The following is a 13,786-nucleotide window of genomic DNA, read 5'->3' as shown; positions in this document are numbered from 1 at the left end:
TGCTCCGCAATGGTTTCATTGAAAGGGGCTTCCTTTTTGGGTAAAAGTTCTGGGTCAGGTTTTGGTCCAGATTAAAATGACGTATTCCTTTTGTTCTTTTTACCAAAGAGGTGCTTAAAAAATTTCATCGCTATCTGTTGTTGATGCATGAATTGATTTGGTTGTGTTCCAGCATCCATTTCCAAACGGGCTGAACGAAGATTCTGCGGCCTTCTGCATCCATTTCGAATTCTTCATCCTCTGTAAGTATTGTTCCTTCTTTTAATCCATAAGTGTCAATGGCTTCAATCAATCCTTCCAATTCCCTCTTTTTGGTCTCGTCATCCTGCATGGTGCGGCATACCTGTATGGCCTGGGTGATGTTTACTGCATCTTTTATGACGAAGTCACATTCCTTTTTGCCTTTGTGGAAATAAATCTCATGCCCCTTTCGCAGTAATTCAATAAAAACAAGATTTTCCAGGTACCTGCCATAGTCTTCCGAAATCCTGAAGGAAGTATTGGTAAGTATTCCGTTATCAATGCAATACACTTTGCGGAGATTGGTAAATTGCTTGTTTAATGAGTGGTCGTATTGAAATACCTCAAACAACAAAAAAGTATCTTTCAGGTATTCGAAATACTTATCGGCCAGATCGTACGAAAGATTGAGCGAAAGCCTCACCTTGTTCAGGTTAAATGGTTTGCCGATGTTGGATAATAAATAACGGGCTACTTTTTTAACACTGTCGTAGTTTTTGAGGTTGTAGCGGGCTACAATATCTTTAAGGATAATGGTATCGTAATACATGATGATTTCCTGCCGCCTTAAATCCTCTTCAAGTGAACACGTCTTTGGGAACCCTCCCGCTTTGAGGTAATCGTTGAAGGCTATTTTATAAACCAGTTTCTGTGTGATCAGTGAAATCTTGTCAGGTGCTGGCTGACCCTTAAAAAGGAGGTACTCGCCGAAACAAAGCGGAAAAACATTGATGGCAAGAAACCGACCACTAAGCGCGGCGCCAAACTCCCGGCTAAGGAGTTTTGAAGATGAGCCGGTTACATAAAATTGCGCTCTGTTAAGTTCATAACCTGTAAGTACCCATTTTTCCCATTGTGCAACATGCTGCACTTCATCCAGGAAAATATGGGGTTTTGTTTGGTTGTTGACAAACTCTTTGTAAACCTCAAAAATTTGTTCCAGCAGTTCGCTGTTCAGTTCGCCATCGAAACGGGGATCTTCAAAATTAACGAAGAGTATCTCCTTTTTATCCACTCCAGTTCCTGTAAGATGCCGGATATGATTGATCATCAATGTTGATTTCCCCGCCCTGCGTATCCCTTTCAGCACGATTACCTCCCCGGTCGTCAGGTATGTATTTATTGTCTCCTGGTAATGTTCCCTCGGAAAAAACTCCGGAACCGGCTTATCCCAGTAATTCCAGTCGTTAAGAATACCGAATAATTTATTCTTATCCATGTGGTTTGCTTTTTCAGCCCTCAAAGATAAAAGAATTTCTGTTTACAGAAACAAAATCATAAATTTATTTTCTGTTTGCAGAAAGATAATTGGGTTCCAAACCCCGCCGGGAGCTTCGCATACCGGCGGGTTTATTCCCCCTCCGTAATTACATCCCCAATCTCCCCCAAATCCTGCTCTTTCTGATGAAACTCAACAAACTCAGATTTCGAATTGAACCATCCGATCACTTTGTCTCTTTTCAGATTGGTGGGCTTGAGAGAACCCATGGTGAGATACGACGACCACGGTTAATCCATCATGCTTTCGCAGATGCCATGATGCACGGGGTTATTATGGATATAGTACACCAAATGCCTGAAATACCTTTCATCAGTAACCGGCAGGCGGCTAAACGGCGCTTCGAACAGGCTGCCTGTGCGCTGATAGCGAATGTTGAAGGTATTGCTATTTCAGGATTCAGAGCAGATTTGATCGGCCAATTTGACAAGAAAATTTTTACTAACACAAATGCATTGGAAACTGTCAGCACCTTTTTATATTGATTACCCCGTCGGCCAGCCAAATAAAGCATACTTTTCAGTATCGTTTAATTCCACCTTCAGGCTTTCGATTCCAAATACTACCCAGGATTCTGTGAGCACCCTGAAGCCTGCTGCGATGGCTTGCTGTTCCAGGCGTTCTAACCGGTCGAGGGCGATGATATTGGTTTCGATAAGGATGCCGCCGGGGTTGAGCAACCGGTAGAAAGACTGAAAAGACTTCGTGATCAGTTCCGGCGATGCTGCCCGTAGGCCATTTTGATTCAGCACAATGTCGAAAGTTCCCTGTTTTTCAATGAGCGCCGAATCGTTCCAATCCATCACCTCACGGGCCACCAATTCTCCCCATGGGTGAAACAGCTTATTCAGTTCCATCCTGATGTCCACCGGCTTTTTGGTTTCACGATCGAGATATTCCCTCTTCCCTTGAAAATACCGGCAGCTGTAACTTTCACCAAGACAACGCATCAGGTCTTTCTCTGTCACCTTGCGTGTTTTGCCTGTTTCGATGGCTTTTGGCGAAATATCAACGGCTACCACATGATGTCCCAGGTATGCAGCAAATTCAGGAAGTGTGGAAATTCCGGTTCCGGCATCAAGGATTTTCAACGGCGGACGACGGTTGATTTTCTCAATGGTTTTGATTAAATACCGGGGATCACGATCAATATTGAGCGTATCATCCTTGTTCTTGTCGTAAAATTCGTCCCACCAGGAAGCGTTGTCCCATTTGTTGTTGAAATGTTCGTCGGCATTGTGATGAGTCATAGAGGAATTTTTGAACAAATTTAGTTTTTATTGTCACAAATGGAGGCTTAACCTTTAGGGGGTTAAGTCAAAATTCTCAAAGAAAAATCTTCAAATTTTTGATGAATTTGAGGGTTTGAAATACTGAGATAAGTATGCATTAAGCAACATTTTGTGTCGGAAATGTTCCGGAATAAAAAAAGGCTCACAGAAAAATTATCTTTAAGCCCTTTATTATCAAACTCCCCCTGCTGGATCCCGAATCACTGTGCTCCCGGAACGACCCTGTATCGTAAACTCTCGGGGTGCACCCCCGAATCAAAGCCTTCTCGGGGTAAGCCTCTGATTAATGCCGCACGTGCGGCACTCGAACCAACTGAGCTAATATTCCTGTTAATAGTTGCCCATGAATTATTCCTTCTATCAACTTCCGGCTTTTCTGTTTCTTGATGAAGAGTTCGATCTTTTGAGCTTCACCCCGGTCATCTCCACATTCAAAAACGGCTTTCAATTCCCACGGACGATGCTTTGAAGTGTAAGTATTTCGTTCAGAATTGCTGTGCTCATCAAGACGACGAAGATAGTCATCGGTATGACCGACATAGTATCTGTCGGCGGAACGTGAGTAAAGTATGTAGATGTAAAACATACCCGTAAAAATACAAAAAGCCGACAATCTGCCGGCTTTTGAAGTTGCTCCCCCTGCTGGACTTGAACCAGCGACCCTCTGATTAACAGTCAGATGCTCTAACCAACTGAGCTAAGGAGGAATGTTCATTATTTCAATTTTTCCTCTGCGACCCTCTGATTAATGCCGTAGGTACGGCACTCTAACCAACTGAGCTAAGGAGGAATTTTTAAAATTTCAGTGCTTTTTTTAAAGAACTGTTCCTGAAAAAGCGGCTGCAAAAATAGATACTTTTTGTAAATTAAAAATACTTTTGCTGAAATTTTTCAATTTAAGTTTAACACAGCTGGAATGGGTAAGATATTAGGAATGGGTAATGCCCTGGTGGACATTATGATAAGGATTGAAGATGAAGGGATTTTTAATGAGTTTGGATTGCTGAAAGGGGGAATGAAGCTTGTGGATGCCGGTTTTATTGAACGGCTGCTCGGCAGACTGAAAAACCTGCCAATGGAAAAAGCGCCTGGAGGATCGGCTGCAAATACAATGAACGGACTCGCAAACCTTGGCATCGAAACCGGTTTTATAGGGAAAGTGGCAGAGGATGATCTTGGGAGATTTATGGAAGAAGACATGCTGAGAAGCGGAATCAAACCACTATTGTACAGAGGAATTGCTCCTACCGGTATTGCAGTAGCCCTCGTCACGCCTGACTCCGAGCGGACCTTTGCAGTGAATCTTGGTTGCGCCATTGAGCTCACACCAGAAGATATCACAGAAACGATGTTTGAGGGGTACGATATCTTTCATATCGAAGGTTATTTAATCCAGAATACTGAATTACTCAGTAAAGCCATCCTTCTCGCAAAGAATTCCGGAGCATTGGTTTCACTTGACCTGGCAAGTTTTGATGTGGTTCTTGCAAACCTCGGCTTTTTAACCAAAATCATCAATGACCATGTGGATATTGTTTTTGCCAACGAAGACGAAGCAAGGGCATTCACCGGGCTTGAACCAGAACAGGCATTACACGAAATATCAAAAATCACCTCTTGTTGTGTGGTTAAAATTGGAGAAAAAGGATCATTGATTCATTCCGGTGAAAAAACCCATCAGATTGGTGTGATAAAAGCTAACAGCATCGACACCACAGGCGCCGGCGATTTGTATGCTGCCGGGTTTCTGTATGGAATGGCCAACCAACTTTCGCTGGAGACCTGTGGAAGAGTTGGCGCTCTGTTGGCTGGAAAGGTCATTGAAGTGATGGGAGCAAAAATGAGTCAACAATCCTGGGATGAGATCAGGCATGCGGTAAGGATGATGAATTAAACCCAGAATATGCATTTGAAATGCTTAATCGACTATGAAATTCTAATTCATTTGCAAATGCTTCAAATATTTTCTCCCAATGGGATGACTTTTGCATAAATCAGGGTTAAGGCCAACTAAATCACATAGTTCGACAATTTATGCTCCCTAATGATTAATGTGACTTTAACGGGGTTAACACCCATTAGCCTGAAAATTACTGTTGCTTTTCTAATAATCACACAACGTTAACGTTTAAGAGAATAACTTCAAAAATTGAATCAATTAATCTGAACAATATGTTAGCAGGTATTTTATTGCAGATCAACCAGGCCGGACAAGCCATGAATGTGGAAGCCGGGGAAATTTCGATGTCATTGTGGGAACTTGTAGCCAAAGGCGGCTGGATCATGATCATCCTTGGTATTTTTTCAGTGATTGCCATCTACATTTTCATCGAACGGTTTTTGATCATCAACCAGGCTTCAAAAGAAGACAACAACTTCATGAACCACATCCGTGATTTTATCCACGACGGAAAGATTGACGCAGCATTGGCACTTTGCCGCCGAACATCAAACCCTATTTCCCGAATGATCGAAAAAGGATTGCTCAGGATCGGCAAGCCACTCAACGACATCAATGCTGCCATCGAGAATGTGGGCAAACTGGAGGTTTCGAGACTTGAAAAAAACATTGCCGGACTGGCCACTATCGCCGGCGCAGGCCCCATGCTGGGTTTCCTTGGCACCGTTATCGGAATGATCAGGGCATTTTATGACATGTCGATGGCCGGTAACAATATTGATATTGCACTTTTATCAACCGGGATTTACCAGGCCATGATTACTACGGTGGCAGGACTGGTGGTGGGTATCATTGCTTTCATCTGTTACAATATTCTTGTGGCCAGGGTCGAAAAACTCGTCTTTAAACTGGAAGCAAGGGCATCGGAATTTATGGATGTTTTACACGAGCCCGCAGAATAAAAGAACAACTATGGCTATTCAAACAAGAAATAAGCGAAGTGCAGCTTTTAGCATGGCTTCCATGTCGGATCTGGTATTTCTGTTGCTGATCTTCTTCATGTTGACTTCAACGCTGGTTGCACCAAATGCGATCAAACTTTTACTGCCCCAAAGCAGTAGTAAAACCATGGCAAAGCAAACCGTAACCGTTTACATCAACGACCGGTTCGAGTATTTTTTAAACGAAACGGAAATCACCCTTGACCAAATGGAACCCATGATTGGAGAGAGCCTGGCCGGGCAGGTAGATGGCTCTGTAGTTTTGCGCGCCGATCAGTCGGTTCCGGTGCAATACGTTGTAAATGTGATTGATGCCGTGAATAAAGTAAACGATCGTTACAGTACAAAGCACAAGGTGATTTTAGCCACCAGGCCAAATTAATTCAAATGATGGAAGAACAGAAAAACAGAATACGGGGTATCGTTGGCACAATCATCTTTCATGTAGCCATGCTGCTGGCGCTTTTTCTGCTTGCCCTGCGCACACCGTTGCCCCTGCCGGGTGAGGAAGGGGTGGAAGTAAGTCTTGGTTATTCCGAAACTGGCTCAGGACTTACTCAGCCCGAAGAAATAAAACCTGTTCAGCGCGTCGAACCTGTTGTTCCAAAAAATGAACCAAAGGAAATCATCACTCAAAACAATGAAGAAACTCCGTCGATAGAGGAAATTAAGCCAAAAGAGATTGAAAAAAAGGAAGAAAAGCCGGTTGAAAAAGTAATTCCCCCGAAAGAGGAACCTGTGGTGAACCCCCGTGCACTTTACACACCCAACCAAAAAGCAACCGATGAATCGGGGAACCAGGGCGACCAGTCTGATCTTGCCGACCAGGGAAAAGAAACCGGGTCGAAAGACAGTAAGAAACCGGACGGAAAAGGTGGGTTGGGTGATGGTGTGTCGTTTAGTCTCGAAGGACGCGGCTCCATTCATTTGCCAAAACCGCCTTACGATTCGCGGGAGCAGGGAAAAATTGTGATTCGTATTTGGGTAAACAAGCAGGGAAAAGTTGTCCGCACGCAACCTGGGGTGCAAGGCACAAACATTTCTGATCAAAGTCTCATCAAATTGGCTGAAGATGCAGCACTTAAAGCGGCTTTCACTCCTGACCCCAACGCTCCTGATCAGCAGGTCGGGACGATTACCTACAATTTTATCCGGCTCAATTAGTGTCATTTGGTAAAAAGGCATTTCACAAATCAATTTGCTCCTGCTTATTTACACCCTGCCTACTATTCCATGTAGCTCAATTTCAACATATTCGACTTCCCGGGCTGATTGATCGGCATGTTGGAGATATGAACAACCAGGTCGTTTTGCTTTGCAAAACCCCGCTCTTTAAGTTCAGTCATCATGTCAGAAATGGTTTGGTCGGTGTCGAGTATTTTGTCAAAAAAAATCGGAGTAACTCCCCATATCAGGTTTAATTGTCTCAACAGGAAGTCATTTGGTGCAAAGGCAAATATATCTGCCTTTGGGCGGTGAGACGAAATTTTGATCACCGAATACCCGCTTGAAGCCACCGATACGATTGCTCTGGCTTTGGCTTCGTGCGCCATATTCACGCCACTGTATATGATGGAATCAGAGATGAACCTTGGGTTATTGTCCACAACAGGTTGGTGTTGACGGTGATAAATATCTTCAAAATCCTCCACTTCACTGATGATCTTCTGCATGGTTTCAACAGTTTCCACCGGGAAAGTCCCCACAGAGGTTTCCCCGCTAAGCATCAATGCATCAGCACCGTCCATCACCGAGTTGGCCACGTCGTTCACCTCGGCACGGGTTGGTCTTGAATTGGTGATCATCCCTTCCATCATTTGGGTGGCAATGATCACGGGTTTCCCATACTCCATGCATTTTTTCACGATTTGTTTCTGAATCAGCGGAACCGCCTGAAGTGGAACTTCTACACCCAAATCGCCTCTGGCAATCATTATTCCATCGGCAACAGTCAGAATTTCGTCAATGGCTTCCACAGCCTCAGGTTTCTCTATTTTGGCCATAATAAAGGGTTTATGCCTGGGCAATAGCTGAGAAATAAAAGATGAGAGTTCGATGATATCTGCAGCAGACCGTACAAATGAAAGTCCTACCCACTCAATGTCATGTTCCAGGATGAAGCGAATATCCATCTTGTCTTTTTCCGAAAGCGATGGCAGCGAAATTTTAGTGTCGGGCAGATTCACCCCCTTGCGGGGCATAAGTTTTCCGCCGATCACCACTTCGGCCTTCACTTCTGTTATGCCATCCGTTTCAACGATCTGAAGGGTAAATTTGCCATCATCCAGAAGGATTTTTTCTCCAGGCTTCACATCTTTAGGGAAATCACCATAGTTGATGAAAATTTGATTTTTACCAGTATGATCCCGATTTGTTGTTAAGATCAGTTGGTCCCCTTTGCGGATTATCATTCCACCACCTTCGATCTCACCAATCCGGATTTTTGGCCCCTGTAAATCGGCCAGGATGGCAACATGCGTGTCCATTTTACGGTTCAACTCCCTGATGTCAGTTATGATCCGCTCAAATTCACTATAGTTGCCGTGTGAAAAGTTGAGACGTAAAACGTCGACACCGGCACTGATCAGTTGTTCAAGCGTTTGTCTGGAGGAACTTGCAGGTCCTATTGTAGCTACAATCTTGGTTTTCATCAGTATAATTTTTTAATCGAAGTGGGCTCTTTAATTTTCAATTGAACCTGTCCTTCATTTTTTTTGCGGTTCACTTCCAACGTATGGTACTCAAGGTCGGTCAGAATTGCGTTGATCAATTCCAGTGTTTTTTTCTGCCCTTTTTTTGATGAATGACTTTCCGACAGTTTAAAAGGATTCACCGACAGCACCTCATGTATTTCACCTATTGCAGACAAGAGGTCATTTTCATCGCCAGGGGTAAAGAACCCGTTGATCAGCAAAAAATAATTATTAATCAGTGGTTGTTGCTCGTTCAGATTGTGGATCAGGTAGAAGCAGGTTTGTTTATCCCTGTTGAAATGAAAAAATGAAAAGGGCGTGGGATCACTTTTGCTGTCCGGGAAAACCATCAGATTATCCTCGCGATGCAATTGCAATCCAAGTTTCCTGTTCAATAGAAACGCCAGTCTGAAATCCTCAACATTGGCGCTCAGGCTGAAGATAGTGAAACTATTTTGCCCATCCGTCAGGGAAATGACATTTTTCTTTTTCATAGAGGGGGCAAAAATACGAAGGAGAATAGAAACAGTGTAGAAAATTATATAAGATGATTGATAATCATCTAAATTTTACCCCAAATACTTCGCCACGATTGGCATTCTGCGGCCCATGCCGAAGGCTTTGGGGGAGACGCGGAGGATGGGTGGCGTTTGGTAGCGTTTGTATTCGTTGGTATTGACCAGCTTGAGGGTTCGCTTGACAAGGTCTTCATCGAAACCCATGGTGATTAGTTCTTTAGGACCTTTCCGCTGCTCGATGTATTGGTAAAGAATTTTGTCGAGAATGTCGTAATCGGGCAGGGAATCGGAGTCTTTTTGGTTAGGTCGCAGTTCGGCTGAGGGAGGTTTGGTGATGATGTTTTCGGGGATTATTTCGCCTTCGAGGTTGATGTATCTGGCCAGGTCGAACACTTCTGTTTTATAAACATCGCCAAGCACAGAGATACCGCCGTTCATATCACCGTAAAGAGTTCCGTAACCCACGGCGGCTTCGCTTTTGTTGGAAGTATTGAGAAGGATATAACCGTATTTGTTTGCCATTGCCATCAGGTAAACTCCACGGATGCGTGCCTGCAGGTTTTCGTCGGTCAGGCCTGAGGGCGGATTGCCGAAGATGGGTTTTAGTGTTTGTTTGAATGTTTGATGGGCCTCATGAATTGGAAGGGTAAAATGCGGTGATCCGGTGTTTTTGAGCAATTCCCGTGAATCGTCAACCGAATGATCGGATGAATATTGCGAGGGCAATAATACCGAAATCACATTTTCTTTCCCCAGAGCCCGTATAGCCAGGGCAAGGGTCACTGCAGAATCAATGCCACCGGAAAGGCCAAGGATTGCCTTGGTAAATCCAAGTTTGTGGAAATAGGTTTTAATCCCCATGATCAACGCATCGTGAATAAGTCCTGTTTTGATCTGGTCGCTGGGATATTTGTCTGTTTGACGCTCACAATTACCAGCCTTTAAACTGAAAGTGTCCACAATGAGAAAATCCTCTTCAAAATAGTTTAGTTCATGGACGATTTTTCCATTGGGATCAATGACCATTGACCCGCCATCGAAGAGCAGCTCAGTCTGGGCGCCAACATGGTTGACATAAAAAAGCGGCAGGTGATACATTTTTGCATTTTCGCGAAGAACACCGGTTCTGATCTGATGCTGGTTATAATTGAATGGTGAGGCGGCGATATTAATCATCAGATCAAGCTCGTGTTCAGCCAGTTTATCCATCGGATTCACAGTGTACATCGGGTCATTACCTACGTTCCAAAGGTCTTCACAGATTGTCAGAGCGATTTTCTGGCTTTTATATTCAATAACTTCCCACTTCTTGTTTGGTTCGAAGTAACGATACTCATCAAAAACATCGTAGTTTGGAAGGAGCGTTTTGTGCCTGACGTGCCGCACCATTCCATCGTAAAGGAAGCAAGCCGAGTTATAAAGGTCTTTTCCTTCAAATTCAGGGTTTAGGGTAGGAGTTCCAACAATAGCTGCTATCCCTTTGCATTTTGCAGCAATTTCGGTAACCGCTTTTTGACATTTATCAATAAAATCATCGAACTCGAGAAAATCGCGGGGCGGATAACCTGAAACAGACAACTCGGCAAAAATCACCAAATCGGCGCCGGCCTCTTTGGCCTTCTGTATGGTGGTTTTGATTTTTAATACATTACCTTCAAAATTCCCAACATGATAACTAAGTTGAGCGATTGCGATTTTCATGGTATGTTTTTAAAAAAATATGCCCAAAGTCAGCTCAAAATAATTTGGAACAGCTTTTTGCTCAATGCCGGTCACCGGATTGTTATCTTTCAGAATGTTGGAAATGCCATTGGAAAAGGTCAATCCGACCAATAGAGAAGTTGATTCATCAAGATAATATTCCAATCCCCCTCCAAGTGCCCATGAGCCACGCAAAAATACAATCTCATCTGAGATGTCACTTTCACCTGTTGAGCTTCCACCGGAATAAGTAAATGTATCTTTGGCAGTTGCCTTGACATTTAATCCCAATCCAAATCCTATTTGTCCAAAATACTGAATATTGTCGAATTTGTTGGTTTTCATCTTTATCAAAAGAGGCACTTCAACGTACCTCAAAATATATTTGCGGCTGAGCATACCGGAGGTCGGTTCAGTATTTCCATCCAACACCTCCTGATATTCAAATTGCAATTTCCCGTTAAAATGTTGAATACCAAATCCTGTTGAAAAATAATAATTATCCGTAAGGGTAATGTCGCTCATAAAACCCCAGTTGAAGCCAAATGCAGCGCCATCATTTTCATATCCTTCACTGCTTGGTGAGAGCCAATCAACTGTAGGGGCTACTCTCAAGCCAAATCTGAAGGGTTTAGCCTGTGAATAAACCGTTGGCTGAATGAGGATTAACAAAAGGGCCATCGTAAATAATGATTTCTTCAACATCGGACGTTTTAATTAAGTTCGGGCAAAAATAATCAAACAATATGAATTTGATCATTGCAGCATTCTAAATCTTTTTACTTTTGCCTAAGTTTTAATTATAAATCTCATAATTTTAATCCCATGAAAAAATTATCATTGATCTTTTTGCTGACACTATCTGCAAGTTTCGTTTTTGGTCAATTTTCATTTGGGCCAAAGATTGGTTACAACACATCAAAACTTACGACAGACCTTGATGATGTGTCAAGCGATTTGTCAAACAATTTCCAGTTTGGCGCTTTTGCACGGTTTGGTACGAAAATCTACATTCAACCCGAAGTGAACTGGCTGACCTTAGGGGGAACTTTTTCCAAACCTCAGATTGGAGTTGGTAAAGGCATCAAACAGGAAGTTGACATGAAATCCATTGAAATTCCCCTTATTTTAGGTTGGAGAATCATCAACCTGGGATTGGGTAATATCAGGATACTGGCTGGCCCTTCAGCTTCCATAGTCACAGAAACCACCGTTTCGACTACTGATGGGGATAGTTTTATCAACCCCATCACAAGTGCTGACATCGAAGATTTGGTGTGGGGTTTTAATGTTGGCGGCGGAGTGGATATTTTAATGTTCACACTTGATGTGCGCTATCAATTTGGATTGAATGACATCATCACAACCGTGGAGGAATTCGATTTTAATTCCAAGAACAACATGTTTGCTGTATCATTGGGCTGGAAAATTTTGTAAGCCCTGAAAAATAAAGCAAGGATTATTTCGTAAAATGTCAATGTTGCCTAAACATTGACATTTTTTATTTTACCATCATGATAATGAGATTTAAAGAATTGAATTTCGCCTTCGTTCTAATATCGTTGCTCACGCTTGCTGCCTGCACAGGAGGGCAAAAAAGGAATCTGGAAATTGATACACGAAGCATCGAAATAGAACCGGTACAGATTAAACGCTACGAACAGGCACTTTTTGCCATAAAACCCGACTCGCTTAAAGCCGGACTTAAAGCCATTGCACCTCAGTTTCAGGTCTTTCTTAATGTTGATCTCGACGACACGCTAAATATCATTCAACTGCATCAGTTTATTACTGAACCTGCCAATATTGAGTTATTCGGGCTTGTATCAAAATCCTATCCTGACATGAAGGTGATCGAAGAAGGATTTACTGAAGCATTTAAACACTTCCAATTCTATTTTCCTGAAAAAGAACTCACAAACATCTCCACTTATGTATCCGGGCTGATGTATGAACTTCCGGTTCAGTTTTTCGACAAGCACATGATCATTGCGTTGGATATGTACCTGGGATCAGATATTGAGCAATACCGTAAGTTCAGGTTTCCGCTTTACAAAATCGACAGGATGAACCGTGATTACATTGTCAGGGACGGGATGTATGATTTCTACTATTACCATTTCATCAAAGTACCGGGTGAAAATATCCTTGAACGAATGATCAGCAATGGCAAACATTTGTATTACCTGGATGCCATGATGCCAGATTTACCTGATCATATCAAGATAGGTTTCCCTGAGGAAAAACTCAGGTGGTGCTTCGCCAACGAGAGCAACATCTGGTCATTTATGGTGCAAAATGAATTACTCTATACTTCAGATGCCGGCTCAATGAGAAAATTTTTTACTGACGGACCATTTACAACACAATTCGGACAGCAATCACCGGCACGGATAGGCGAATGGTTAGGCTGGCAAATCGTAAGGAGTTATATGAATAACAATCGTCAGGTAACGCTGCAGGAGCTGATCGGGAATAATGATATGCAATTGATTTTCAAAAAGTCGAAGTACAAACCGGCGAGGTAAAACCAGAAAGAGAAATTGGCCATCAGCAGTTGGTACAACGAAGCAGGAAGAAATAGTTAGGTTTTTTGATTTTTGAAAAGAAGGAAATAGATTTTTAAAAAAATGATCGCAGCAGAAGCTCCCAAAACAGCTCCGCCGGCAACATCGCCGGGATAGTGCACGCCAAGGTAAATGCGGGAATAAGATACAATGGCTGCCCATAAAATTAACGATATGGAAAAGTACTTCCAGTAGCTTTTAAGAAATGGCAGGAGAAAAACCACCAGCCCAAACGAATTGGCGGCATGAGATGACACAAATCCATACTTACCGCCGCATTTGCCCCTGACCGAATGGATCAGTAATTCCAACTCACTGTTGTGACATGGTCGCAGTCGCTCGAAATAGTTTTTAACAAAAACGCTGACCTGATCACTGAAAGTAATGAGTAGTGCAACAAAAAGCAAAAGCCAGAGTGCATTGATTTTATATTTCCTGGCAAGAAGAAACAAAAGAAATGCATAGAGCGGAATCCAGGTGTACTTGTAGCTGATCCAAAACATCAATTCGTCGAAAAAAGGATTGTGCAACCCATTTAACAGGAGAAACAGCCAGGTGTCAATTTTATTTAGCAGATCAATAACCATTTGGGCAG

General features: G+C 42.8%; 15 protein-coding genes and 1 tRNA gene. 7 read left to right on the top strand and 9 right to left on the bottom strand.

From position 1 onward, the window contains the following. Positions 1-130 precede the first annotated feature (130 nt). Positions 131-1,459, bottom strand: coding sequence for an ATP-binding protein (locus IH598_17035; protein MBE0640221.1), 1,329 nt, complete (start codon positions 1,457-1,459; stop codon positions 131-133). Between the two features lie 185 nt (positions 1,460-1,644). Here IH598_17035 and IH598_17030 point away from each other — a divergent pair, with 185 nt between their 5' ends. Continuing rightward, complete coding sequence (locus tag IH598_17030; protein MBE0640220.1) at positions 1,645-2,004, top strand: hypothetical protein; 360 nt, start codon at positions 1,645-1,647, stop codon at positions 2,002-2,004. Here the strand turns inward: IH598_17030 and IH598_17025 are convergent, their stop codons facing one another. The 3 genes from IH598_17025 to IH598_17015 form a co-directional block, all read right to left on the bottom strand. Beyond that, a complete protein-coding gene (locus IH598_17025; GenBank protein ID MBE0640219.1) occupies positions 2,005-2,769 on the bottom strand; it encodes a methyltransferase domain-containing protein in 765 nt (254 codons plus the stop codon). Positions 2,770-3,094: 325 nt separating this feature from the next. Next, positions 3,095-3,424: a GIY-YIG nuclease family protein gene (locus tag IH598_17020; GenBank protein MBE0640218.1), complete on the bottom strand. Its 330-nt coding sequence runs from the start codon at positions 3,422-3,424 to the stop codon at positions 3,095-3,097. Positions 3,425-3,444: 20 nt separating this feature from the next. After that, positions 3,445-3,518: transfer RNA gene (locus IH598_17015), tRNA-Asn, on the bottom strand. Between the two features lie 209 nt (positions 3,519-3,727). Here IH598_17015 and IH598_17010 point away from each other — a divergent pair. The 4 genes from IH598_17010 (at position 3,728) to IH598_16995 (ending at position 6,876) form a co-directional block, all read left to right on the top strand. Next, positions 3,728-4,705, top strand: coding sequence for an adenosine kinase (locus IH598_17010; GenBank protein MBE0640217.1), 978 nt, complete (start codon positions 3,728-3,730; stop codon positions 4,703-4,705). Between the two features lie 278 nt (positions 4,706-4,983). Continuing rightward, a complete protein-coding gene (locus IH598_17005; protein MBE0640216.1) occupies positions 4,984-5,673 on the top strand; it encodes a MotA/TolQ/ExbB proton channel family protein in 690 nt (229 codons plus the stop codon). Between the two features lie 10 nt (positions 5,674-5,683). After that, a complete protein-coding gene (locus IH598_17000) occupies positions 5,684-6,094 on the top strand; it encodes a biopolymer transporter ExbD (GenBank protein ID MBE0640215.1) in 411 nt (136 codons plus the stop codon). An 8-nt stretch (positions 6,095-6,102) separates the two neighbouring features. Next, on the top strand, positions 6,103-6,876 hold the full coding sequence (locus IH598_16995) for a hypothetical protein (protein MBE0640214.1): 774 nt from the start codon (positions 6,103-6,105) through the stop codon (positions 6,874-6,876). Positions 6,877-6,938: 62 nt separating this feature from the next. On the opposite strand, the gene pyk is transcribed toward IH598_16995, so the two are convergent. The 4 genes from pyk to IH598_16975 all read right to left on the bottom strand — a co-directional run bounded on the left by pyk (position 6,939) and on the right by IH598_16975 (position 11,326). Next, positions 6,939-8,363: a pyruvate kinase gene (pyk, locus tag IH598_16990; protein ID MBE0640213.1), complete on the bottom strand. Its 1,425-nt coding sequence runs from the start codon at positions 8,361-8,363 to the stop codon at positions 6,939-6,941. Beyond that, complete coding sequence (locus IH598_16985) at positions 8,363-8,899, bottom strand: IPExxxVDY family protein (GenBank protein ID MBE0640212.1); 537 nt, start codon at positions 8,897-8,899, stop codon at positions 8,363-8,365. The genes pyk and IH598_16985 overlap by 1 nt, the downstream gene beginning before the upstream one ends. Before the next feature lie 75 nt (positions 8,900-8,974). Then, entirely contained in the window at positions 8,975-10,624 is a 1,650-nt protein-coding gene (locus IH598_16980) for an NAD+ synthase (GenBank protein ID MBE0640211.1), read from the bottom strand. Between the two features lie 9 nt (positions 10,625-10,633). Beyond that, entirely contained in the window at positions 10,634-11,326 is a 693-nt protein-coding gene (locus IH598_16975) for a PorT family protein (protein ID MBE0640210.1), read from the bottom strand. A gap of 123 nt (positions 11,327-11,449) precedes the next feature. On the opposite strand from IH598_16975, the gene IH598_16970 reads away from it, so the two are divergent. Further along, complete coding sequence (locus tag IH598_16970; protein ID MBE0640209.1) at positions 11,450-12,061, top strand: PorT family protein; 612 nt, start codon at positions 11,450-11,452, stop codon at positions 12,059-12,061. Positions 12,062-12,144: 83 nt separating this feature from the next. Continuing rightward, positions 12,145-13,152, top strand: a complete 1,008-nt coding sequence (locus IH598_16965; GenBank protein ID MBE0640208.1) for a hypothetical protein — start codon at positions 12,145-12,147, stop codon at positions 13,150-13,152. A gap of 56 nt (positions 13,153-13,208) precedes the next feature. Here IH598_16965 and IH598_16960 read toward each other — a convergent pair whose 3' ends face one another. Next, positions 13,209-13,778: a phosphatase PAP2 family protein gene (locus IH598_16960; protein ID MBE0640207.1), complete on the bottom strand. Its 570-nt coding sequence runs from the start codon at positions 13,776-13,778 to the stop codon at positions 13,209-13,211. Positions 13,779-13,786: the final 8 nt, after the last annotated feature.

The sequence above is a fragment of the Bacteroidales bacterium genome (assembly GCA_014860585.1).
Classification (GTDB): Bacteria; Bacteroidota; Bacteroidia; order Bacteroidales; family 4484-276; genus RZYY01.
The sequence above is the reverse complement of the archived record's forward strand: the minus strand, read 5'-3'. Positions and strand labels throughout refer to the sequence as shown.